The 24,887-nt window shown below is 38.1% G+C and carries 27 protein-coding genes; 18 read left to right on the top strand and 9 right to left on the bottom strand.

The features are described 5' to 3' along the window. Positions 1-10: 10 nt before the first annotated feature. The 3 genes from bcp to PLZ15_07790 form a co-directional block, all read right to left on the bottom strand. Positions 11-469, bottom strand: a complete 459-nt coding sequence (bcp, locus tag PLZ15_07800) for a thioredoxin-dependent thiol peroxidase (GenBank protein ID HOI29655.1) — start codon at positions 467-469, stop codon at positions 11-13. Between the two features lie 104 nt (positions 470-573). After that, positions 574-1,056, bottom strand: a complete 483-nt coding sequence (locus PLZ15_07795; protein ID HOI29654.1) for a redoxin domain-containing protein — start codon at positions 1,054-1,056, stop codon at positions 574-576. Between the two features lie 17 nt (positions 1,057-1,073). Then, positions 1,074-1,277, bottom strand: a complete 204-nt coding sequence (locus PLZ15_07790; protein ID HOI29653.1) for a dodecin family protein — start codon at positions 1,275-1,277, stop codon at positions 1,074-1,076. 229 nt (positions 1,278-1,506) lie between these two features. On the opposite strand from PLZ15_07790, the gene PLZ15_07785 reads away from it, so the two are divergent. Then, positions 1,507-1,935: an Rrf2 family transcriptional regulator gene (locus tag PLZ15_07785; protein ID HOI29652.1), complete on the top strand. Its 429-nt coding sequence runs from the start codon at positions 1,507-1,509 to the stop codon at positions 1,933-1,935. A 28-nt stretch (positions 1,936-1,963) separates the two neighbouring features. Here the strand turns inward: PLZ15_07785 and PLZ15_07780 are convergent, their stop codons facing one another. The 5 genes from PLZ15_07780 to lepA form a co-directional block, all read right to left on the bottom strand. Beyond that, the gene (locus tag PLZ15_07780) at positions 1,964-2,407 is read right to left on the bottom strand and encodes a hypothetical protein (GenBank protein HOI29651.1); all 444 of its coding nucleotides are present in this window, start codon (positions 2,405-2,407) and stop codon (positions 1,964-1,966) included. After that, complete coding sequence (locus PLZ15_07775; protein ID HOI29650.1) at positions 2,404-3,045, bottom strand: O-methyltransferase; 642 nt, start codon at positions 3,043-3,045, stop codon at positions 2,404-2,406. The genes PLZ15_07780 and PLZ15_07775 overlap by 4 nt, the downstream gene beginning before the upstream one ends. A gap of 14 nt (positions 3,046-3,059) precedes the next feature. Continuing rightward, positions 3,060-5,045 carry a S8 family serine peptidase gene (locus tag PLZ15_07770; GenBank protein HOI29649.1) on the bottom strand — a complete coding sequence of 662 codons (1,986 nt, stop codon included), beginning with the start codon at positions 5,043-5,045 and terminating at the stop codon, positions 3,060-3,062. 122 nt (positions 5,046-5,167) lie between these two features. Beyond that, a complete protein-coding gene (lepB, locus tag PLZ15_07765) occupies positions 5,168-6,079 on the bottom strand; it encodes a signal peptidase I (protein ID HOI29648.1) in 912 nt (303 codons plus the stop codon). A gap of 103 nt (positions 6,080-6,182) precedes the next feature. Beyond that, entirely contained in the window at positions 6,183-7,976 is a 1,794-nt protein-coding gene (lepA, locus tag PLZ15_07760; protein ID HOI29647.1) for a translation elongation factor 4, read from the bottom strand. A gap of 867 nt (positions 7,977-8,843) precedes the next feature. Here lepA and PLZ15_07755 point away from each other — a divergent pair. The 9 genes from PLZ15_07755 to PLZ15_07715 all read left to right on the top strand — a co-directional run bounded on the left by PLZ15_07755 (position 8,844) and on the right by PLZ15_07715 (position 19,188). Then, entirely contained in the window at positions 8,844-10,049 is a 1,206-nt protein-coding gene (locus tag PLZ15_07755; GenBank protein ID HOI29646.1) for a DUF6161 domain-containing protein, read from the top strand. Between the two features lie 218 nt (positions 10,050-10,267). After that, entirely contained in the window at positions 10,268-10,807 is a 540-nt protein-coding gene (locus PLZ15_07750; protein HOI29645.1) for a hypothetical protein, read from the top strand. 243 nt (positions 10,808-11,050) lie between these two features. Beyond that, on the top strand, positions 11,051-11,614 hold the full coding sequence (locus tag PLZ15_07745) for a methyltransferase (protein ID HOI29644.1): 564 nt from the start codon (positions 11,051-11,053) through the stop codon (positions 11,612-11,614). An 81-nt stretch (positions 11,615-11,695) separates the two neighbouring features. Continuing rightward, entirely contained in the window at positions 11,696-13,180 is a 1,485-nt protein-coding gene (locus tag PLZ15_07740) for a serine hydrolase (protein ID HOI29643.1), read from the top strand. A gap of 156 nt (positions 13,181-13,336) precedes the next feature. Beyond that, a complete protein-coding gene (locus PLZ15_07735; GenBank protein HOI29642.1) occupies positions 13,337-13,774 on the top strand; it encodes a hypothetical protein in 438 nt (145 codons plus the stop codon). 130 nt (positions 13,775-13,904) lie between these two features. Then, positions 13,905-14,255, top strand: a complete 351-nt coding sequence (locus PLZ15_07730; GenBank protein ID HOI29641.1) for a DUF2200 domain-containing protein — start codon at positions 13,905-13,907, stop codon at positions 14,253-14,255. A gap of 97 nt (positions 14,256-14,352) precedes the next feature. After that, positions 14,353-16,593, top strand: a complete 2,241-nt coding sequence (locus PLZ15_07725; protein HOI29640.1) for a T9SS type A sorting domain-containing protein — start codon at positions 14,353-14,355, stop codon at positions 16,591-16,593. Between the two features lie 220 nt (positions 16,594-16,813). Further along, positions 16,814-17,311 carry a hypothetical protein gene (locus tag PLZ15_07720; protein ID HOI29639.1) on the top strand — a complete coding sequence of 166 codons (498 nt, stop codon included), beginning with the start codon at positions 16,814-16,816 and terminating at the stop codon, positions 17,309-17,311. Positions 17,312-17,583: 272 nt separating this feature from the next. Beyond that, complete coding sequence (locus PLZ15_07715) at positions 17,584-19,188, top strand: kelch repeat-containing protein (protein ID HOI29638.1); 1,605 nt, start codon at positions 17,584-17,586, stop codon at positions 19,186-19,188. Between the two features lie 75 nt (positions 19,189-19,263). Here PLZ15_07715 and PLZ15_07710 read toward each other — a convergent pair whose 3' ends face one another. After that, positions 19,264-20,430 (bottom strand): alpha/beta hydrolase-fold protein, encoded by a 1,167-nt coding sequence (locus PLZ15_07710; protein ID HOI29637.1) that lies wholly within the window; start codon positions 20,428-20,430, stop codon positions 19,264-19,266. 165 nt (positions 20,431-20,595) lie between these two features. On the opposite strand from PLZ15_07710, the gene PLZ15_07705 reads away from it, so the two are divergent. The 8 genes from PLZ15_07705 (at position 20,596) to PLZ15_07670 (ending at position 24,868) form a co-directional block, all read left to right on the top strand. Next, entirely contained in the window at positions 20,596-21,219 is a 624-nt protein-coding gene (locus tag PLZ15_07705) for a class I SAM-dependent methyltransferase (GenBank protein ID HOI29636.1), read from the top strand. A 73-nt stretch (positions 21,220-21,292) separates the two neighbouring features. Next, on the top strand, positions 21,293-21,652 hold the full coding sequence (locus PLZ15_07700; protein HOI29635.1) for a DsrE family protein: 360 nt from the start codon (positions 21,293-21,295) through the stop codon (positions 21,650-21,652). A 2-nt stretch (positions 21,653-21,654) separates the two neighbouring features. Further along, positions 21,655-22,254 (top strand): class I SAM-dependent methyltransferase, encoded by a 600-nt coding sequence (locus PLZ15_07695; GenBank protein ID HOI29634.1) that lies wholly within the window; start codon positions 21,655-21,657, stop codon positions 22,252-22,254. 199 nt (positions 22,255-22,453) lie between these two features. Then, positions 22,454-23,080, top strand: a complete 627-nt coding sequence (locus tag PLZ15_07690) for a hypothetical protein (GenBank protein HOI29633.1) — start codon at positions 22,454-22,456, stop codon at positions 23,078-23,080. Next, a complete protein-coding gene (locus PLZ15_07685; protein HOI29632.1) occupies positions 23,077-23,376 on the top strand; it encodes a transcriptional regulator in 300 nt (99 codons plus the stop codon). The genes PLZ15_07690 and PLZ15_07685 overlap by 4 nt, the downstream gene beginning before the upstream one ends. A 70-nt stretch (positions 23,377-23,446) precedes the next feature. Further along, positions 23,447-24,022, top strand: coding sequence for a hypothetical protein (locus PLZ15_07680; GenBank protein ID HOI29631.1), 576 nt, complete (start codon positions 23,447-23,449; stop codon positions 24,020-24,022). A 196-nt stretch (positions 24,023-24,218) separates the two neighbouring features. Continuing rightward, the gene (locus PLZ15_07675) at positions 24,219-24,404 is read left to right on the top strand and encodes a KOW motif-containing protein (protein HOI29630.1); all 186 of its coding nucleotides are present in this window, start codon (positions 24,219-24,221) and stop codon (positions 24,402-24,404) included. Between the two features lie 71 nt (positions 24,405-24,475). Next, on the top strand, positions 24,476-24,868 hold the full coding sequence (locus tag PLZ15_07670) for a hypothetical protein (GenBank protein ID HOI29629.1): 393 nt from the start codon (positions 24,476-24,478) through the stop codon (positions 24,866-24,868). The last annotated feature ends 19 nt before the right edge of the window (positions 24,869-24,887 follow it).

Genomic DNA, 24,887 nt, shown 5'->3' with positions numbered 1-24,887 from the left:
CCTGTAACGATTAATCTTTAAGAGAGCGGATAACTTCCTCAACATGGCCGTTTACTTTAACTTTCGGAAAAATCTTAACGATCTTTCCTTCTTCATTAATCACGAATGTTGTTCTTTCAACACCCATATATTTTTTACCATACATACTTTTTTCCTTCCAGACTCCATACTTCTGTACAACTTCTTTTTTTTCGTCGCTAAGGAGAATAAATGGAAGGTTCAGTTTCTGTACAAACTTTTTATGAGATTCAACAGAATCGGGACTGATTCCAATAACCGCAGCTTTAAGTTTCTTAAAGTCGGGGAAGAAATCCCTGAAATCGCATGCTTCTTTAGTGCAGCCGGAAGTATTATCCTTCGGATAGAAATAGAGTACAACTTTTCTGCCTTTAAAATCATTAAGCGAAACTTTTACGCCGTTCGAGTCGAAAACAGAAAACGGCGGTGCTTTTTTACCTGTTTCAGGCATTGAGATTCTCCCTTCCAAATAAAACTGAACAGAGCCAATGATTAAAATAGTTCCTTTAAAATAAAAAAGGAGAGATTAAATTGTCTCTCCTTATAAACGTAAAACTAACCGAGATTTTTCAGAGTTTCCCGGATCGCATTATAATCAGGTTCATTGCCGGCGACCTCAAGTACTTCTGCATACTTAACAATGCCTTGCTTGTCTATTACAAATGCAGAACGCTTTGATACACCTTTAAGAGCAAATTTTTCAGGAAGCCATACATCATAAATAGCATCATATTTTGTAGAGACTTCCTTATTAAAATCGCTGAGAAGCGGGAAATTAAACTGATGGCGGTCTGTCCAGAGTTTCTGGGCAAACGGTCCGTCAACGCTTATAGCCAAAACCTGGGCATCTAGGTTTTCGTAATCTTTCATGCTGTCTCTGGTAGAGCATAATTCTTTTTCGCACACAGAGGTTCCGACAGCCGGGAAGAAGAGAAGGACAACATTTTTCTTCCCTTTAAAGTCACTCAAAGTAAAAGCTTCGTTATTTGCATTTTTCAGTGTAAAATCAGGTGCAACATCACCAATCTTTAAAGCCATTTTTTCTCCTTTTATTTTTATTCTGATAATTTTCTGCCAATTTTTACAGTTACCTGAAATTCGACTTTGCCGTCGGATGTAATACGCCCTCTTTCTTCAACAACTTCGAACCATCCGACTTTTTTTTCGGAATTAGCTTCCTGAAGAACCGATTTAACTGCATCTGATATACTTTCGGTGGAAACTCCGACTCTTTCTATAATTTCAAACGATTTAGACATTGTAACCCTCTTTCATTTAGTGAATGAAAACTTAAAAAAAATTTTAGCGGGCTTAAATTTAACACATTTATTGGTTTTATGATATGAACGTGACGGGGCTGGAAAAAATTCAATTGAGTTGATAAGAAAAAAATAAATTATTGACAAAGAGGGGTGATTTACTTAATTTTAATTAGGATATAATCCTCCCATAATAAGTGAAAAAATCATATAACATAAAAGGTTCAATATGATCTACACAAAAACAGGCGAATACGCGATAAGAGCAATACTCTTTCTGGCGCGTCAATCGAAAGAGAGTTTAATTATGTCCTCCGAAATAGCTAAGAGCGAGGATATTCCGGCTCATTATCTTGCAAAAATCTTACAAAGGATGGCTAAATACGGTTATGTTGATTCATTTAAGGGAAGAGGCGGCGGATTTAAAATTACAGAACTGGCAAAGAAAAGCTCGATACTTGAAATTGTTGAAAGGGTTGAAGGACCTGTAATCAACCTGAAATGCGTTACCGGATTAAAAGAATGTTCCGAAGAAAATCCGTGTCCGCTCCATGAAGAATGGTCCGACCTTCGCAACAGGATTTACAATCTTATCTCGAGCAAATCTGTTCAGGAAGTTGCTGAGAAATATTCAGAGACGTTGAGAAAACACAGGTAGAATTTTTTTTTAAAGGGGATTGAATAGCTCAATCCCCTTTTTTTTGTTCATCACTTCTCTTTAAATCATTTAAATAAAGTTTTAGAAAAGAGAGATCGTTACAGAGCAGATTAAGGTTATTAAGGCTCTTCTGATTCATTTCAAAATATTTTTCCGAAAAGACCTGCCTGATAAATTCCGATGAGTGACCAAGTATCAATTCAATTTGAGATTTTATTCTGAGAATGGAATCCATATACTCCTTTTGAATCCTGGCAAAATATTCGTCATCAATTTTATTATCGCGGTTCTTTACGATTGAGAGCAATCCCTGAGAGTACCTGGCCTGAAATGAGAGTTCTTCAAGACCCTTAATTGTCCCCTTCTCAATTGAAATTTCGATAATCCGCTCAAGATCGTCACGGAAATTCAATTTCCCTTTAGATAGTTTTTCTATCGCGTCAAGAATTGAAATTGAATTTTTATTAGTCAAATCTTTACCCCTATTCCAACACCATCACCGACAGGATAGATAGAAGTTTTAAGCGCAGTCTGATTCATAAAGAGTTTATTGAATTCCCTTACATGCTTTGTAGAATTTTTATAGGAAGGAGGGACCTTGGAAGCTGCAGGATACCCGTGCCACATAAGATTATCCACAAAGATTACCCCTCCTTTCTTGAGAAGCATGAGGGAGTAATAAAAAAGTTTTTCATAATCCTCTTTATCGGCATCGAGAAAGATCAGCTCATACTTTTTAGTAAGAAGGGGCATGATTTCGAGCGCATCGCCCTGAATGAGATTGATCTGTTTTTCGAGTTGGGCACGTTTGATGTAATCGGTTGCGAGAGAAATATTATCGAGACTTTTTTCGATAGTATCGATGGTACCCTTCTTCTTCAGTTTACGGGCAATTCTGACAGCAGAATACGCGATTGCGGTTCCGATCTCCAGAACGCGTTTGGGTCTTGATATCATTATAATCTGTTCGAGAAGCTCGGCTGATTTCCAGTCGAGTATCGGGATTCGCTTTTCCGATGCAAAATCCTCCATCTCTTTAATTAACGGATTCGGTTCCGGTCGGAACGATTCAAGGTAATTCAGCTGCTGCTGATAAAGGATCTGCGACATAAATTTTCCCTGTATTACTTCAGCACTAACATTTTTTTCGATTGAACAAAATCACCTGCTTTGAGCGTATAGAAATAGACACCGGATGATAAAGCTGAATTTCCAATAGAGAATTGCGAAGTATAGACACCGGGTTGCTTGAATTCATTTACAAGAGTCGTAACTTCCCTGCCGAGCAGGTCGAAAACTTTAAGCGATACAAATTCCGGTCTGTTAATTGTATAGGTGATTTTTGTTTCCGGATTAAAAGGATTCGGATAGTTCTGCGCAAGTGAAAATGTAGAGGGAATCCTTTCATCCTCCTTTAAATCCGTAAGAACATTATCAATCACCTGACCACCGTAAGTAAAGCGGTAATTGTTTATAACCGGCTCGCGGAAAGTAGATCCGCTGTTATCCTGATACTCGAAATAGAATTCCAGTTTCTTACCGGCAAAAAACGGTAGAACGTCATAACTGAAGACGAGAGTGGATTTCTTTACCATTGTTGCCTGCTGAAATGTCCCGCCTGTTTCCCTAATATAAATCTTAATAGAGTTTTCGTTTATACCGCCGTTGGCAATAAAAATTTTATTTATAACCGGCTGGCCCTGAGCAAAGCCGCTGAGATTAGGATAAGTAATAGCACGTTTCGCAGAGATAAGTCCATATCCCCTCTCGTTATTAGGAGACGCGGCATTATCGCCCGACTCAAGTAAAATCTGACGGATCTGAACATTTGTAAGGTGAGGGAATGCGGATTTTAAAAGTGCTGCTACACCGGCGGCTATAGGAGCTGAATATGATGTACCCCCGCCTGATCCATACTGATTAGAAACATTGCCGTACTGAACCTGAGAACCCTGAGCTACAATTTCAGGTTTAATTCTGCCGTCGAAAGTCGGGCCACGGCTGCTGAATGATGTAACGGTATTGAATCTATCAACAGCACCTACAGCAATTAAATTGAACGCGTCGGCCGGAGATTGAATTCCGCTTACATTTATACCCCAGTAACTTGGTCCCTCGTTACCCGCAGAAGAGAAAGTAGATACTCCCCTTTCAAACGCAAGATTAGCAGCCTGCGCAACTTTAGTTGACTTACCGTCCATCTGAGAATAGAGATATGATGTTTGCCCAACATCAAATGTGGAATAACCGAGCGAGCTGCTAGTAATATGAACACCCTGCGATTCCATCCATTCAAGTGCCGCGGCATAATTATCCTCTTCAACATTTCTTTCAGAACGGACGTCCTCGGTTTTAGCGATATAATATTTAGCACCGAATGCCGGACCGATCAGAAATCCCGGTGCGTAACCGCCGATAATTGAGAAGACGTGAGTTCCATGGGAGTCCTGATTTGTTGCGTCGTCACCCTGATTCGATGTGGTATTATCGTTCTGAATGAAATCCCTCTCTCCCAGCACAGTTCTTCCCTGAAGAGCAGGAATTGTTTTTCTGAATCCGGTATCGAGTAGTCCGATAATAACATCCTGACCGTTGATTCCGAGATCGTGAACAACGGGAATTTCGGATAGTTCATTTTGAATAAGCGACGGTCCGTAATCCAGAAGGTAATTCGATTTATATAGTACCGGCGGATTATTCAATTTTTCTTCAACGGGTTCATTTCTTTTAAATGATTTTACCTCTTCGATACTTTTTACAAATGATAATTGCTTTACGCTGTTCAACTGGGCATCTGTCAGATAGCAGGAAACCGAGTTGAACCATTTTAATTTATGAATTATTTCAATTCCGAGGGATTCGAGAGAAGCAACATAGTTTTCGCTTACAGGAAGGTCTTCGAGCGTTATATAATTTTCACCCATTACGCTCTTTCGCCGTTCAATACTTTCTTTTGTAAGAAGTTTTTCGGCTTCCTGAAAAATCGCAGAGGATTTGCCAAGCCGAACTGCATCGTTCCCTTTATCTTTAAAAGTGATGAAGTATTTATTCTGTGAAAATGAGGTTATGGATAAAACCAGAAGGAAAGAAAGAGTAAGGAAAGTTCTCATGCTACACCTTTCATAATAATGAAAGAATGACAGAACTCTGATTTTTAAGATCAGGTTCCGCAGATCGAATTAGTAAACCTTATTAATTTACAACTGAAGATAATAATTGATCTTTCTTAATCTCAATGGACTAATTTCGCTATTCTACCGATACGTACCGAACCGAGGAGATTAAATAAATCGGAGAACGGAATAGCCGGATTCCAGGACCAGTAAATGAAGAATGCCTGTCCTACGACCTTATCGCGCGGAACGAATCCCCAGAAGCGGCTGTCGGCACTATCATCCCTGTTATCGCCCATCATAAAGTAATAATCTTTTTGAATCGTATATGAAGTAACCGGTTTTTTATCGATCAGGATCTGATTTCCTTCAACGGTAACGACGCGTTTGCCGAATTCACGGTCGATTATAGTCCGCCATGCTTCAATATTACTGAGCGACAATTGAATTACGTCGCCCTTTTTCGGTACAACAACGGGTCCGTAATTGTCCTCATTAAAATTGGATCCTTTAGGGAAGATACGCGGATTTACAACGCCTGTCGGAGTAGTGTAAGGATTAATATATTGAATGTGAGGCGGTCGCCAGGCCTCCTCCCCGTTAACAAATGCGACTTTATCCTGAATGTGGATTGTATCACCGGGAATTCCGATACACCTTTTTACATAGTTATCGATTGACATTGGGACGAGCTCGTCGCGGTCGCCCGGGTATTCGAATACAACAATGTCTCCCCTCTCGGGTTCCCTGATTGCGGGCATCTGGAAATATGGAAGGGCTATATTAGTGAATGGAATATTCCGCGGTGACGATGAGCCGTAAATGAATTTATTTACAAAAAGAAAATCTCCGATTAGAATTGTCTTTTCCATCGAGCCGGTGGGAACGCGAGATGTCTCTATTAAAAATGTTTTGATCAGGAGTGCGGCTATAGCCGCAAAGAGAAGATTTTTCATAAAATCTAAAAAGCGTCGTAATGGAGTTCTGTTAGCTTTCAATGATTTTTCCTTCTTTTCAAATTTTTCCGGCATAAAATTTTTTCCTTCTTTTCTATCTTGCTGATAGAACACGAATTATAAATATGTTTAACATCCATTCGTCCGGCATTCAGTGTAATCCGCGTTCTATTTCTTTTTAATCTTCAATCTGCAATACTGCTAAAAACGCTTCCTGCGGTATTTCAACATTGCCCACCTGTTTCATTCTCCGTTTACCTTCCTTCTGTTTCTCCAGAAGTTTTCTTTTACGTGTAATATCGCCGCCGTAACATTTAGCAAGAACGTTTTTACGCAATGCTTTTATATTTGTTCTCGAAATAACTTTCGTACCTACAGCCGCCTGAACGGCAATCTCGAACATCTGCCGCGGTATTAAATCCTTAAGCTTCGAGCAGACTTTCTGTCCCCACGAATAAGCTTTCTTCTCATGAACAATTATCGAAAGCGCATCAACCTTCTCGCCGTTAAGCATAATATCAAGTTTAACAAGATCCGATTCCCTGTATCCTATATACTCATAATCAAACGACGCATAGCCGCGCGAGATCGATTTAAGCTTATCGTAGAAATCAAAAATAATTTCAGAGAGCGGGAATTCGAACTGTATATCGGCTCTTGTAGGATCGATATACGTTGTATTCTTATATACTCCCCTTTTTTCAATCGCAAGCTGCATTAAGTTCCCGACGTACTCGCTCGGAGTAACTATCTGAGCTTTAACATATGGTTCTTCTACTCTCTCTATATCACCCTGAACAGGCATTTCAGCCGGATTATCCACAATAACCTTCTCACCAATCTTGGTATAAACCCAATATTCAACGTTCGGAAGTGTAGTAACGATCGACTGATCGAATTCCCGTTCCAGACGTTCCTGAACAATTTCCATATGGAGCATACCGAGGAATCCGCACCGGAATCCGAATCCGAGTGCGGCGGATGTTTCGGGTACATAGCTGAGAGCCGAATCATTCAATCTGTATTTATCGAGAGCGTCGCGCAGGTTTTCGTAATCATCGGAATCCGTTGGATATAATCCGCTGAATACCATCGGTTTAATTTCTTTATAACCGGGCAATGGACTTTCAGCACCGTTGCGTAGATGTGTAACAGTATCGCCTACTTTTGTATCATGTAATTCTTTTATTCCGGGAATCAGGTATCCTACATTTCCAGCCTGAAGCTCACCGGATCTGATTCTTCCCATTCTAAGGATTCCGACTTCTTCGGCAAGGTACTTTTTGCCGCTGGTAAAGAATGTGATTTCATCTTTCTCTTTAAGTGTTCCGTTTACGAGTCGGACGTATGCCACAGCTCCGCGGTACGAATCGAAAATTGAATCGAATATGAGTGCCTGAAGGGGAGCATTTTCATCACCAACCGGAGACGGAATTCTTTGAACAACCGCTTCGAGGATCTGGTCGATACCCTGACGCGTCTTCGCGCTTGCGAGAATTATATCCCCGTCCTTACAGCCGATCAGGTCGATTATCTGGTGTTTAACAACGTCTACCATTGCGCTCGGCAGGTCGATTTTGTTAATAACCGGCACTATTTCAAGTCCGGCATCTATTGCCATATATAAGTTGGAGATTGTCTGAGCTTCCACACCCTGCGCGGCGTCTACAATAAGAATAGCGCCTTCGCACGCGGCGAGCGAGCGTGATACTTCGTAGGAGAAATCGACGTGGCCGGGTGTATCGATCAGGTTTAGAACGTACTCTTTCTTATCCTGAGCGATATATTTCATCTGTATCGCGTGGGATTTGATCGTAATTCCGCGTTCGCGCTCGAGGTCGAGACTGTCAAGCAGCTGCTCCTTCGCCTCACGCTGGCTTATTGTATGCGTGAACTCGAGAAGTCCGTCGGCAATAGTCGATTTGCCGTGGTCGATATGTGCGATTATGCAGAAGTTACGGATGTTTTGCAAAAGCGATTTTCCTTACTAAGCTGATAGAACGCGGATAACCCGGATTAAGCGGATTTCCGCGGATTATGAACATTTTTTAATAATTAATTGAAAAATTTTGCGGCGAAATATAGCTATAATAGGAAGGTTTTACAAAGGTGGGAAGGATGGAATGAGGGAAGGATGAAGAGAAAAAGATTTTTGCTTGATTGTCTGAATGATTGAATGAATGGATGACAAAAAAGTTCTTAGTTCTTAGTGCTTAGTTCTTGGTTCCACACAAAAGGCGGTGTTGGCTCAGTTCTTGGTTAAGTGGGAATGAAAATATAAGCAGATTCTGACATTCGTCAGGATGACAATAATCCGCGTCATTCCAAATCCATAACGGCTGCAATATCATTGTTCTGTAAGTTCAACTACGAACCAAGAACCAACAACCACGAACCAAGAATTATTTTTCTTGCAATTATAAAGTTGAAATTTTAATTTGCCCAAGCATTACAGAGGGGTTCTTAATGCCTGACGCATCTTCCGCGTACCGACTTACATATTTAATTTCTTTTCATATCTACTGTTACTGCTCATCCCTGCCTAATGCTTTCTTTAAAACTCAGAATGATCACCATTTAGATTTTACATCAGTGAATTATAAAATTAGCTGCGGATTCTTTTATTTTTTAAGAGAAATAAATCTTGATAACAATTTTTGAATATGCAGGTTATCAGGAATATTTTCTTTGTTTTAAGAGGTTCTTCAAATAATTAAGCCGTGATAAATGACAAGCGTTTGGAATTTATCACGAAAATTTTTTGGCTTTTAATCAAAATTAGGGATGGAAGCCATTATTGATAAATATATGTTAGCTGGCAAATTAAAATGAGCATAAAATGAATGAAATTGAATTGAAAAAAAAAGAATTTTTAGATAATTGTACAATAACAATATCTGACAACTTTACTGGTGCTAATTTTACCATAAAAGGTGCAAGTGAAATTAAATCGTTCTATTCAAAGGAAAAGGAATATTGGGAAAAATTAAAAAGTAGAAGTAGTATTATTGATTATTACATTAGATTTTATACTCAGCGAATTAATGACTTAAATGCCCTCATATCCAATTCGCCCGCTTGGAATGTTTCGCAAATTGAACAACATTGGAATAATATAAAAGGCTCACTAAGTCACACAAATGTTCCAGAAGGTCAACGTCTAATTTACTCATCAACCTCTTTAGCAAAGTTTATTTATGAGGAATATGAAAATAACAGTTCACAAGCAATGCATACTCATAACTTTTTAATTAACTCCGGTTTTAACATAAGTAATAAGGATGCATTATTAGGCTACTTGCGCGGCTATGAGTTTATAACTCAAAATAAGACAAGCATTGTCCAGAGAAGCAAATCCGAGAATAAAAATATTGCTCAAATTAACAATGATTGGATACAAAAAACTAAAGACTTAGATGCTATTTTTAATCAGTACAATAACAAGCTGGAAGACTGGAAAACTAAATTTATAAGTGATAATGAGAGCTGGCAGAAAGATAGAAAAAGTGAAGTTGAAGGATTTATAAGCAAAGGCAATGAAGACCTCAATTCATTAAAAAAACTATATACTGAGAAGCTAAAGTTGGAAGGGCCAGTTGTGTATTGGCAAAATAGAGCTAAGCTTTATAAACAAAAAGGTCAACTCTGGTTATCTTTTTTAGTTGCCAACATTATTTTAATGACCTGTTTGCTTTTGTTGATTTTATATAATTTGCCGTTGCCATTCCACTATAGCATAACCGAATTTAAACCAGAAAGCATTAAAGGATTAGTTATTCTAGCTACTATAATATCCTTAGGAGTTTTTCTTACTAGAGTATTTACAAAATTAACTTATAGTTCATTCCATTTGCAAAGAGATGCTGAAGAAAGAGAGCAGCTAACACTAATTTATTTAGCACTTGTTAAAGAAGGTAAAATTGCGGATGCAGAAAGGAAACTTGTATTCGAATCTATTTTTAGTAGAGCAGATACTGGTATATTAAGCGGCGATAGTTCTCCTACAATGCCTGGTGTTGTAAATATTATGGATAAATTTAAGTGAGAATGCCAGCTAACCAGCTTTTACACCCGACCGAGTTTTCAATGTGGCAATGTTCAAGTTTTCGGGTTTGGTAAAAGATGTAAGCTTGCTTGTAACATTGTTCTGTCAAATAAAATTGTTAAAAATTATTGACAGTGGTTTTTCAGTTCGGCTCTGTTGTACGGTGCTGACGGGTGAAAAGCCACACCGTTATACCGTTAATAAAAAATAGTTAAGTTATGAATGTTGATAAAAAATTTTTAGCTAGACTCTATTTATTGTTTATTCCTGTAGCTTATTTCTCATATCTCTTTCATGAATTTGGACATTGGATTGTAGGAGAGATTCTAGGTAATGATATGATATATAGTCTAAACTATGTTTGGCCTAGAGACGGACATTATTTAAATGAAAGCCATAATTTATACGTAAGTATTGGCGGACCTGCATTTACGATATTGTTGGCTGTTGCCTCTCTGTTAATTTTAGAGAAATATTCAACGATATATGCCTACCCGGTTTTATTCTTTCAATTTGTACTCCGTTTTTTTTCTCTTGTCTTTGGAGGATTTAGTCAGCAAGATGAAGCTAGAATATCTTCAATTATGGGACTCGGTACATATACTGTAGGAATAATTATACTGCTGCTATTGCTTCTAATTGTTATAAGAGCGAGTTATAAACTCAAGATAGATTTAAAACATAATGGTTATTTTTTTACAGTAAGTATTCTGTGTCAACTTTTGGTAATTGCAACTTATAAAATTACCGGTCTGTAGAGAATAAGGTATAGCACGCGTCTTAAGCGGAACGCTCCCGCAAAACAACTGCGGGATAAATTCCGTCGGTCAAGGAATTTGTAGATTATCATTATTGCAAAAGTTGAAGAAAGGAAGAAAATAAAAAACATAAACAAGAAATCGTTGCCCGCCAAAAAGACGGCGGGTAAATATTTGTAGCGGAAACATTGTAGCGTTTGCTTAAACGCAACTTCGTTAGGTATTTAGAATTGCGGATTGATTATGAATCTACCATCTATAATTCAAGTTTTTCTATTTGCTTCAGGGACTATTCTGCTGATTACAGTATCGAGAAAATCATTTCGAAGTTTTAAGGTTCACGGTTTTTACCGGTTTTTTGTTTTTGAATTTACACTGATTCTGGTTTTATTAAATATCCCGCACTGGTTTTCCAAATCATTTTCTCCCCGGCAGATACTCTCATGGTTTCTTTTACTAATCTCACTTTACCTAATAATCCGGAGTATATCTTTACTCAAAAAGACTGGCGGCTCAAATAAAAGAGAGAATGCTACAGCTAATTTCGAATTTGAAAACACTGATAAATTAGTTAAAGATGGTGTTTACAAGTATATAAGACATCCCATGTATAGCTCACTTTTATTTTTATGTCTCGGAGCTCTCTTAAAAAATATATCAGTTCTTACAATTCTATTAACAGTATTTATAATGTTGTTCTTAATTGTAACGGCGAAAGTTGAAGAGAGAGAGAATATAAATTATTTCGGTAAATCCTATTCAGAGTATATAAAAGAGACCGGGATGTTTGTTCCTTTTATTTTTTAATGAATAATCAATGACAAGCTACTCAGCTGCGGCCGCTTGATACTGAATACAAAATGTCAAATACATTATTATGGATCTATAATGAATAGAACAAAACTATTGTTTACGTGGGCTTTGATCGCAATTTCCATCAATAGTTGTATTAATAATAACACTACGTCAACAGCAGGTATTGAGGGATTGTGGATTTCGACCAAAGAAACGTCATCCAATTTCGGAGACGCAGACAATGCTCTTTTGTTAATTAGAAAAGAGAGCAGTAATAAACTTACAGCCCGTTGTTGTTTTATAATGAACAATGAGTTCAAAATGGAATGTAAGTTTACTGATGTACAATACGACAGTATTGCCGGGAGAATAGTAATCATTGATTCAGATTCGGATACCTTGATTTTCAACCTGGATGCAGAAAGTAAAATGCTCAAAGGAGGAATACATTCAGATGAAATAACCCCGGTCAATTTTGTAAGAACAGAAAAAGATTTTTCGAATATATTTTACCCCCGTAAACCGGACAACCGCGGAGAAATAAATTATAGATATGAAAGGCCCGGGCAAATTGATAATTATTTAGAGACAGAATCAATATTCAAATTTGCAAAAGATTCAGCGGCCGTTTACAGGTTGATCGACCGGATAATTAAACAAAAATCCGGACGGCTGGAATCATTATTAATAATCAAAGACGGGAAACTTATACTTGAAGAATATTTTTTCGGTTATAATCGAACGAAGCTTCATCGCATCAACTCATGCACTAAAAGCATTACTTCTTTACTTCTGGGAATAGCTTTACACCGTAATAAATCAAATAATGAAGAACATCCGGTCTTAAACTTTTTCCCAAAATACTATTCGTATAAAACACCGGAAAAAGAAAAAATCACACTTAAACATGTTTTAACAATGACTGCCGGATTTAATGAGGATGGGGATTTTGAAGATCACGGACCGGATAATTTTATTCGATATATACTTAGTAGTAAAATGGAGACAAAGCCGGGGGAAAGATTCCGATACAGCGGGAAATGTACAAATCTTCTCGGCGGAATCATATATACTCTAGAGAACAAACAGGCCGATGAATTTGCAAAAGAATTTATGTTCAGCAAGCTCGGTATTTCGGTTTTTAATTGGGAAAAAGAAAATGGAGTAATTCCCTGTGATGCCGGTCTGCAACTGTATCCGAGAGATATGGCTAAGATCGGTCTGCTGGTTTTAAATAAAGGTTATTGGAACGGTGAACAAATAGTACCGGAAGAATGGATTGCCGCATCAACAAAACCATATGTAGCAGAAAGCGATTTTTTTGATTACGGTTATCAATGGTGGTATAGAAGTAAACGCAATAAAAGCTGGTGGAGTGATCCCATACGCGGCAGTAAATCAGAACACGATATGTTCCTGGCTCTCGGAGCCGGCGGGCAGTATATCATGGTTATCAGGGACCTGAATCTGGTGATAGTTACCACGGCATCCGATTACTCTCGTGACGGGATGGATCATCAAAAAGTACCAATGGTTATAGAGGAAGTTGTTCCAATTTTTGAAGCGGCCGGATTATAGTGCGGAAGGATATTGTAATTGTATATTAAAGTAGTCCTAAAAAAATAGTTTAAGAATTGTTGTCCTTTGTGTTAAAGTAAAATTATTCTTACTGCCAATCGGCAGTTATAAAGTGCATCGGCTTAAATTTATCGCTGTCATAAAGAGCAAGAGCCAATGGAAGATGAGATATATATAAACCAGAATAATAATATAACCCGGCTGCAGAGATATCTCAATTATGAGGTCTCGGGCACAGTGCTGTATTTTTTTTCTTTTTTTGCATTTGTTTTTATTTTCTTTGCAGCAGCGACGGCAATAATCTTTACGCCGTATATGCTTTATGTGTTGTACAGTGAGAAAAAGAAAGGCTGGATTATTTTATTTGCCGCAATTGTAATTGTGCCGGTTATTTTTCTCTTACTATTTACCGTGATTGCAGAGTTCAGCAATATTCTGCTTTTTATTACTCTTGGATTGTTCTATTTCTATTGTTTTCTTCTTCGTTTTGAGGTGAATGATTGGGTTCGCGAAGCGAGAGCCAGGAGTCAATATCTGATAGATAAACAGAAAAGAGAAAAAGAAACGGAGTTGTTTTTAAATCAATTTAAATAATGATGAATAATCGGCTTCTCAGCCGGAGAACAGCGTGTAAGTAAAACAAAAAGTTAGTGTGTTTAGAATTGCAGTGTTGTAATTTCAGGCGGTGAATTAATTTCAAAATCGTTATCAGAAAGGGGAAAAAATGTCTGGACATAAAGTTTTTAAGATGAAGTTCGCGAGCGTTTATCCAAACTACGTTCAAAAAGCGGAGCGGAAAAACCGGACAAAGAAAGAAGTCGACCAGATAATCTGCTGGCTGACAGGCTACACTCAGGCGGGATTAGAGAAGCAGATTAAGAAGGAGAACGATTTCGAGACTTTCTTTGCACAGGCGCCTGCGATGAATCCGAATTGTGCGCTTATAAAAGGCGTTGTCTGCGGAATACGCGTGGAGGAGATTGATGACCCGCTTATGCAGAAAATACGCTACCTGGACAAGCTGATAGATGAACTCGCAAAAGGTAAAGCCATGGAGAAAATACTGAGGAAATAAATTAAATTGCACGCTGTTAGAGTGTGGTATTGATATAGATGTAAAGGATTTTTTTGTCATGGATTATTTATCAAAATCATTATTTTAGAAATCCTAAATGTTAACAAGGTTTCTTAAAATATTATTTATTCTATTGACTTCGGTAACTTCAATATTCTTTGCCCAAAAGTACCCCGATCTCAAATTGTATGGTTTTGTGTATCATACACATTTCCGTTCCGGTCAGAACAATCAGTTTTTAGCATATATTCTAAATCAAGGGGATACACTTGCACCAAGCAGTGTATTTAAAGTCTACCTTTCAGCCGATACATTAAAAAGATATATCGACACATCGACAGATATTGAAATAATTGAACACCGCTACCCGGCAATAGAACCGGGGGTTAATAATGATTTTGAACAAATAAAATTTTCAGTACCTGAGTTGCCTGTCGGAAGCCGATGGATGATGCTCTATCAGGTGGATGCATATAATGAAATCGTTGAAGTAAAAAGTAATAATTCGGGACAATTACACATAGTAGAGATTCTGCCCCCTCTCTACTCTCCAGAATTGATTACTCCTTCTAATGGAGAACGTGTTACTTTACCTGTAACATTCCGATGGCGGAAAGCAATCAATGCCGAGCATTATATATTTAATTTTTATCAGCTTTCACCCCGATACAATAACAAGTATAATTTTAAATTTGTTGAGGTTAGTGATACAGTATTAACATTAAATGAGATGAACCAGATGTCGACCTATTACTGGGAAGTAGTATCAGCCGATAATAACGGGACAAATATATTCGAACCTCCCCTTGAAGTTAGAAGTATTTATATAAATGGTCCTACGGTAGAACTAATCAAGCCGGAACTGAATTTCCCTTCCGATGGCCAGACAGGAGTTTCAACTACACCAACTCTGTCCTGGTTTACACCACCGGGAGTAATGTATTTTCAGTTGCAGGTATCTACCGATCAGAATTATTCGGATCTTATTTTAAACATCAATTCAAGTCCATTAACTCATACAATTACCGTAGAGAATACACAGAAGATAGAAAATCTGGCATATGATACTGAGTATTTCTGGAGAGTAAAATTCTTTAACGACGGAGGAGAAAGTCCCTGGTCGGATCAAAGGAGATTCAGGACGAAACCATTATTTCAACCTCTCGACTCACCTCAGCCCTCAACTCCCGCTAACAATGCAGTAGAAATCGGCAGGAACCATGTAGTTCTAATATGGAATGTGGTTAACGAAGTTTTATTTTACCAGGTTCAGATTTCAACTGATGTTGATTTTGAAAGCATCATTCACCAACAGGATAGTCTACAGGTAAATAGTGTAATTATCGATAGTCTTCAGTACAACACAACTTTTTACTGGAGAGTTAGAGCAAAGAATAATTATACAATTAGCGAGTGGTCGCCTGTATATAACTTTAAAACTGTCCCTGAACCACCACCCAATTACTTATACGCTCCAACTCTGGTAGCCCCGGCAAATGGTTTGGTAGAGATCAGAAATAATCCGGTAAGATTTGCCTGGACGAAAATTGACAGTGCAACCGGTTACCTTCTTGAAATGGCGAAAGATACATTGATGAAGGATTCATTTTCAAGTACCAGAGTTGGATGGCACTGGGTTAATATGAATGTAGGTTTTTCTGTAAAATATTTCTGGCGTGTGATACCTTATGATTTTATAAAACTGGGGACACCTTCCAAAGTCTGGAGTTTCAGTACAATGCCAATTACAGGAGTATTATCATGGCCTTATTTACGTTCTCCAAATAATATGGAGGAAAATGTAAGTACGAACCCAACTATATTTAAATGGACCATTGATTCAAATGCGGTTGGTTATGAACTTAATATCGGTTTGGATCGGGATTTTTTAAGTACGGTTGCATCGATAAGAATTGAAGGCGATACAACTTATAAATTTTATACACTCGAACCGGGTAAGAGATATTTCTGGCGGATTAGATCTTTCAACCAGTATTATGAAGGAATCTGGACTTCAGTTAGTCAATTTGTAACCAGCAGTTTAACAGATATTAAAGAGGAATCACAATTGCAATTATCAACAGGTATATTTCAGAATTATCCTAATCCATTCAATCCGGTTACCAGAATTCAGTTCAATATTAAGAATACCTCCTTCGTGGAATTAAACGTTTATGATATGTTAGGAAGAAAGGTTGAATCACTTACGAAAAAAGAGTACGATCCCGGCACTTATACAGTAGATTTCAACGGTTCTAACATTAGCAGCGGAATCTACTTTTATCAGCTGAAAACTTCAGACACTATTATTACAAGAAAAATGATTCTAATTAAATAAGTTTAAAACCAACCGCGTAAGCATTTTAAACTTTGTAATGCTTATGTTGAATATAATTTGTTTAAGCAATTATCGAAAAATTCCGTGCATGAAATTTAATAAGTTCTGTAATGGTAAAGTTTTGATTAGATTATACGTAAAAAGAGAGCAGAAAGTTAATGTGATTCATTGTTGAAGACGTTTTACAATGTGATGGTCTATAGGGATAATTTACATCTGTATGAAATTGATCATACGATATTTCTTACTGGCTTTATTCTTCTTTTCATTTGCCGATAAAACATTTGCCGGTGGGCCTGATATTAAAGCTATAATTACTCCAACGCTGAAACTAGGTTATTCATTCGGTAAAGGCGGCGGATTTACATCCGGATTCGAATTATCTGTTATTTATCTCTCGAAGTACGATCAAATAAATTTCGGCAACTCAATCAGTATTGATTTTAACGAGGTGCGGACAAAAATACATATCGGTATCCAGGCATATTATACTATCATCGCCGGTATAGATGTTGGGCCAACGTTATCAATTTCCAGAAACACAGGGGAAACATCATTAGGATACTCAATAACCCCGTTCGCAGGATTGCTATTGTATCCTTACTTCAGTTATACTGATCTTCTGACGGATGATAAAATATATGAAGTCGGGGGATTTTTAAGAGTCCCTTTGTTCTTTTATACAAACCGGGGATTGAAATTCTTTTTAGATTTATAGCGAGGTTATAATATCTTAATCCGGTAAGCGCTGGTCAAAAATATCAATTGAACTAATAACTGATTAATGGAACTAAAATGTATAAATTAACAGCCGGCAACAAAATCTGTTTTAGTTTTGTAATGAAACAAGGTCTGCCTTGGTTCTTGGTTAAGTTAAAGGCTGTTTTAATCAATAATTAATTTGTTGACTTAACCATTGTATGCAGGACATTTTTTTACTCATAAATCTAATTCCCATATCATGTGCTTTCTCTTAGATTAGGAGGTACTATGAAAATCCGATTCGGTTCACGTCAATTAATCACCGTACTTTTTCTAAATCTATTTTTAATCAATACTACTTTTTCCCAGGATACTCTCTCACTTCCCGCTGTTCAATCCGGTTCAATGATTTCCGACGAAAGATATCTATACATGTTTGGCGGATTGGCAGACAATGAAATCTCGATCAATATTTTCATGAAAAGGAGCTCTGTAAAATCAATATTACTTAATGATTTAAGCGTGGGAGATCCGGAACAGAATAAATGGGCTAAGGAGGATCCATCGGACGGTTTAAAACCTGAAGGAAGAACATATCAAAAAACTGTTTACGACAATAATTCGAAATCGATCTTTTTATACGGCGGATCTTCCGGCGGACAGATTTTTAACGATATCTGGAAATACGACGCGGCAAATAGAAAATGGACAAAATTAGTTCCTACCGGCGCTTCGCCGACAAATAGAGTAGCTCCTTCTCTGTCAAAAGTAAGCGACGGCTTATTGCTTATCGGCGGCAAAGGTCAGCAAGGCACATATATTGCCGACTGCTGGCTCTATAATATTGAGCAGAATACCTGGACTCAAATGGCAAATCCGCCTGCCAACAGGGAATTTGAAGGTCATCAGGCCGTAGGTCTGAATGAATATACAGTCGCACTCTGGGGTGGGGACAATAACACGTTTGTAAACGAATTATGGACTTTCAACAAAAACAGTAACACATGGGCTCAGAATACTACAAGCGGAAACGGACCCCAGAAAAAACGGGGCAGATTTATTATGGAGAAGATTGACAATAAAGCATACATCGGTGGAGGAACTGAAGATTACATAACCAACGTAAATGATTTCTACTCTCTTGACCTTTCAAACTGGAGCTGGACAAGATTAGCCGACATGCCGAAAAAACTTTCCGCTGCTTCTTCTGCAGTATTGAACGGAAAGTTATATATCTACGGCGGCAGAGACGAGAACGGACAAAGTTCTAATAAAATTTATGAATACATACCCGCCACAAATCAATGGACAGAGAAAAATCCGGCACGCGTTTATCCTCCCAAAGCTCCGTCTAACGTTACAGTAGAGTTAAACAATCAGAGAAAAGTAGTAATTAAATGGAAAAATAATTCCGGTGTAGCAGATAAAGTAATTATATGGAGAAAAGTAAACGATGAGAATTGGCTGCAGATTGGTGAAGCAGGTCCTAACGAAACGGAGTATACCGACGAATATAACGGAGTAGGGACGCTAACCTATTATGCAAGCGCAACAAATCTTGCGGGTTCTTCGGCTTCTGAAGAAGTGTCGATTAGTATTACCGGTGTGGAGATTAGTCCCGATTTACCAACGGAGTATAAGCTTTTCCAGAACTATCCTAATCCTTTCAATCCGGTAACAAATATTGAATTTGAAATTCCGAAAACCGGAGAAGTTACTATTAAACTTTATGATCTGCTCGGACGGGAAGTCCGGACACTGGTTCAGAAAGAATTAAATGCTGGAAGACACAAAGTAATTTTAGATGGTAATAATTTAACAAGCGGATTATATTTTTATAAAATATGGTCCGTCAATTATTCCGATACGAAGAAATTAATCCTGCTGAAATAAAAAATTGTTCTCCGGATTCAGGAATTATAATGACATTCTAATAAATCGCAGCAGCCGGATAAAAAAAAAATTCTACTACTTCTCAAGTTCCGATTTAAGAATTCTTACATTCTCTTTTGCCGCGCCGAAATCGGGCATAATCCTGAGGCATTCCTCAAAGTAATTGAGTGCCCTCTCCTTCTCCCCCGTTCCTTTATAATAGTTGGCAAGGCGCCACAACGCATTAACCGACCGTGGATAGATTTTCAAAATGAACTCGAGAACCTCTAGTCTCTCTTTTATTTTTTTCTGCGAATCAAACCTATCGCTCACATCGGTGAGAACATGTTCAGGCAGATCAACCTGAAATCCGTACTGGCCGGAAAGATTATTATAATATTCAATTAGTGCTGAGAGATTTTCAATTTGCCTATCTGCCGGCAGCGGATATGATTCAAAGAGTGATTTCAATCCTTCTTTGAGCCGCAGCGGTGTATTGAAATCACTGCTCCCTTCAATGTAATGAATATTCAACCTGAATTTATCAGGAGGATTCTCCGATATCATCTTCTCAAAATTTCTGACATATACAGCACCTTCTTTTGCTAAACGGTCGCTTTCATCAAAAGTAATAGACAAAAACCTGTTTAGTACACTAGTTCTGCCGAAGAATTCCCTGCTCATTTCAAGCAGAAGATCCCTTCCCCCGCTCCATCTAAAGGGAGAAGTAAGAATAAAGGCATTAAAGAGGTCCGGATATTTGTCTAGAGTATAAATTCCGAAATTCGCACCTACCTGCGGTCCGGCGAGAATCCGGAAATCCTTTGTCCTGTAATTTTTCTCTACAAACGGGAAGAGTTCCTCTTTAATAAAGCGGATAAAATTTTCAATCCCAGTAGGAGTCCCGTCATTATTTAACGGAAGCAGGTCGCGGTACCTTAGCTGCTTTTCATCAATTCCAATAAGTATGCAGGGCGGGATGGCACCTGTACTTCCGAGATTGTAAATGTGTGAAACTGATTCGGCTAAATACTGTTCAATCCTGTCACCGTATAAATGATAAATAACAGGATATGAGAGATTGGTTGATTCATATTCGCGCGGCAATGTTATGGTAAGCAGACGGCCTTCATTAAGAATTTCTGAATGGAGTTTCTTATAAATTCCGATTGATACAGGATCGTTATCCTGCTGCGGTAAGAGAGTCAAGGTAGAAATAAAGAATAAAGTAATTATAACGGGGAGTGAATATTTAATTTTCATGCGGTCCTCATATTTTGTAGGATTCCGGTTATGTTAGACGAAATATTTTGATACTTGTTAGGAAAAGTATAACTATTTAATTTTGGGTAAACAGTGGTACTACAAATCCGGTTAGAGAATAAATTCTAATGCAGGAAATGAAAAAACATTTTTCCGGAGCTGAATATGAATGAATCTGATTACAAAGAGGATGCTGACCGATATGACGAACAGGTAAAAGAATATGACAGTTATGCACAGGATGTGTTGTTCGGATTGTGTTATGAGTTTGTTAAACCCGGAGAAAAAATACTCGATCTTGGTATCGGGACCGGATTGGCATCAATTAATTTTTCACGGATTGGATTGAAAGTCTACGGACTTGACAGATCCGAAGAGATGCTGAACAAATGCAGAGAAAAAGGATTCGCAGAAGATTTAAGAATCCATAATCTCGCAGACAGAACAATCCCTTTTGATAACGACTATTTCGATCATATAATTTGCTGCGGTGTTTTACATTTCCTGGGTGATCTAGACAATATATTTTCCGAAGCGGCAAGGCTGATGAAAGGAGGAGGATTGTTCGCATTCACGGTGATTCCGGGAATAGGAGCTGATTATAAAAAAGAGATGACAGACTGGGGAGTACCGGTTTATAAACACCCGCCGGAGTATATTAAAAAATTACTGTATAAAAACGGAATGGTATTAATAAAAGAGCAGCGGTTGTTAACCAAAGGAGCAGATAAGGTGAATTATGATATAATGTTTTCCGTTATGATTGTAAAAATCAATAAACAATCTTAAAATTCTCACTGATATACTTTTATTCTATCTGAAATCATAAAACTGAATTATATTTGCAAAAAAAGGAGAAAAGATGCAGAAGATTCTAATTATTATAAACGATGCGCCTTACGGTACTGAGAAGGCTTACAATGCTTTACGAATGGCGATGACACTTCAGAAAGAGCACGGCGATAGTACCGGGATTAAAATTTTCCTACTTGCAGATGCCGTTTTCTGCGGATTGCCGAATCAGAATACACCAAACGGATATTATAACATCGAGAGAATGCTGAAATCCGTAATCCAGAAAGGGGGCGAAGTTAAAAGCTGCGGCGGCTGCTCGGAGGCACGCGGTATAGATAAAATTCAATTTATAGAGGGTGTTAAACTGAGCAATATGAAAGAATTCGCACAGTGGACCGTTGAATGCGATAAAGTCCTAACATTTTAGAGATGAAAAAGAATCCTTTCGATATTTACACTGAAGAATATGAAGATTGGTTCAGTGAGAATGAAACTATCTTTCAATCGGAATTGATTGCCTTAAAGCAAGTTGTCCCGGTCGGGAGAAACGGATTGGAAATCGGAATCGGGAGCGGAATATTTGCCGAACGACTGGGTATTAAATTCGGGATCGATCCTTCGGATAGAATGCTTGAGTATGCACGTAAAAGAAATTTAAATGTTGAGAAAGGATTTGCTGAAAGTCTCCCCTATCCGGATTCAAGTTTCGATATAGCACTCTTTATAACTTCAATCTGCTTTATTAATAATCCCGATAAAGCTTTAACGGAAGCATACCGGATATTAAAAAGTTGCGGCGAATTAATAATTGCGTTTATAGATAGGGATAGTTTATTCGGCAAATCTATGGAAGAGCAAATAGAGGTGAGCAAGTTTTACAGGAGTGCTAATTTTTATTCGGCGGATGAGATTATAAAGCTGATAGAATCAAACGGTTTTAAGATAAACCGGATTATTCAGACTTTACTAAGCGAAAATAGAAATGAAGTTGAAAATCCGGTTGAAGGTACGGGAAAGGAGGATTTGTAGTAATTAAAGGAATCAAGGAATAGTCAGGATTTCGAGCATACACACATCCTGCAATCCGTATTTGAGCTTAAAAATTTTGGGCTGAAAAATCCGGTTCTCCAAAATTGTTTTAACCTTAGCCGTAATAATCAAAAAAAATTAAGTGAGATCTTGTGTAGAAATAAATTTTAGATTAACTTTGCAACAAAAAGTACTTTGTATGGAAAAAGAACGAGATTACATTCAGGATATAACGGAGATACGCTCTATGATGGAGCGTTCCTCCAAATTTCTATCACTCTCCGGCTGGGCAGGAATTATGGCGGGTCTGTACGGATTAGCCGGGGCTTATATTGCATATGCTTATTTCAATTTTAATCCGGACCGTATCTACTACGAATATAATGACCCATCGGGATTAACATCCTCCCTGTTTAATGTTACCGGATTAGCGGTAATCGTACTGATCCTTGCGCTTGTATCTGCAGTTCTACTATCCAGAAGAAAGGCGATTAAGAAGGGAGAAAAAATCTGGAACGCCACATCCCGGAGACTTCTGGTTCACATGGCAGTTCCGCTAATATCGGGCGGATTATTAATACTAATTTTCATTTCAAAAGGACTGATCGGATTGCTTGTTCCCGCAACACTAATATTCTACGGTCTCGCACTCTATAATGCCGGTAAGTACACAATCGATGAAGTTAAGTCCCTCGGAATTGTACAGATCGTTTTAGGATTGATAAGCTCTTACTTCGTTGAATACAGTTTAGTATTATGGGCGGCGGGATTCGGGATTGTTCATATCATCTACGGAATTTACATGCATTTCAGGTATGAGAGGTGAAAACATTTATCGATAATCTAAACAAGGCATTCGAAAGCCGTGTGAGGCTCGGCATTATGTCCGCCCTGGCTGTTAGCGACAAACTAGATTTCACATCGCTGAAAGAATACCTTGATGTAACCGACGGAAATCTCGCCAGTCATATCAAGGCGCTCGAAAAAGAGGATTTCATCGGAGTGGAAAAATCGTTTATCGGTAAGAAACCTAATACTAAGTATTTCATAACCAGGTCAGGCAGAAAAGCATTCGACGATCATCTAAAAGCGCTTGAGAAAATAATAGAATCACGTAAATAATTTTTTTACACTAAAACTTTGTAATGCAAAGTACTTTTAACAATTCAATAATTTATAAGAGGTTGTCAGAATGAAATCACTCAGTAAACTCGCAAGACACATTATTATTGTTTTTATAATTACAGGTCTCATCTTATTAATACCGCTGATTGCCATGATTGCGGGTGATGAGGTTGTATGGAACCTGATGGATTTTGTAATTGCAGGAATCCTTCTATCTGGCGCTGGAATTTCATTTGTATTATTGACTCACAAATCGGGCAACCGGAAATATAGTATTGCAACCGGTATAGCGGTCGGAGCCGCACTCTTCATGATGTGGGCAAATCTTGCAGTCGGGATAATCGGCAATGAGGATAACCCGGCTAACATTATGTATTTATGGGTTATCGGTGTGGGAGTTGTCGCGGCGGTCATTGCTCAGTTCAAACCGAAAGGGATGTCATACGCTTTACTGGCTACTGCGTTAACACAGGTTATAGTAGTTGTTATAGCTTACATTGAGGGGAACGGAAATACATTCAGCGAATTCCGGGAGCTTATTACAGTAAATGGATTTTTCATTGCATTATGGATTATCTCCTCAGCACTTTATCTTCAGTCGGCAAAACTGACTGTTCAAAAAGACGCAGAGCAGAAATCTTAAATAATAAATAAGCTTCCTCCTGTTCTTTTCTAAATGAGCCGGAGGAAGTTCTCCAAAAAAAGAATAGACATAAGTTCTCAGAACCATATTCACATTTCAAACGTACCAACCCGAATTCCATGCATTGCTATTTATTATTCCGAATGACTAATTTCTATCAAAGGATTTCGATATAAAGTTAGAAAAAGAGATAGAATTGAAAGACGGCGACTTTTGCATGGTTATTGGCGGAACTCACAAAGGTAAATCCGGAACAGTACGAGACATCAACAAGAGTAAAACCGGTCATATAACCATAACTGTTGTACAGAAAAACGGCGTACGGTTTAAAACGCTTGCAAATAATGTAATTGTAGAAAATATTGAGACCGCAATTAGGTAACTCTGATAAAGACTTTGATGATTTTGGGTATTTGTGTAAGATAGTTTTAAATAGATAAATGTGAGACAGACTTGAAAAAGAGATCCGATCACGAGGAGCCCGAGGTTATATCGCGTGCGGGCTGGAAGTATCACCATATCGGTATCCCCACCACCCTTCCCCATCCCGAAGAAAAGCATCTCAAAAAACTTAAAATGTACGTCCGGGGTTTCGATACGAGTCCGTACGGAATTGAATGGATGCGGTTTGAAGCGGATTGTAAAGTGCACGAACTAATCCGGACACTTCCCCATATCGCTTTCGAAGTTGATAACCTTGAAGAAGCATTAAAAGGGAGAACAATTCTGAGCGGAATCAATTCCCCGTCCAAATGTGTCCGTGTCGCGATGATTATTGATGACGGAGTTCCAATCGAATTGATAGAATTCAATGGTCATATTAAAAGGTCAAAAATCGGAGATTGAAGGAAATAGTAATCACATA

This window comes from Melioribacteraceae bacterium, from assembly GCA_035362835.1.
In the GTDB taxonomy this organism is placed as follows: domain Bacteria; phylum Bacteroidota; class Ignavibacteria; order Ignavibacteriales; family Melioribacteraceae; genus DSXH01.
The sequence above is the reverse complement of the archived record's forward strand: the minus strand, read 5'-3'. Positions and strand labels throughout refer to the sequence as shown.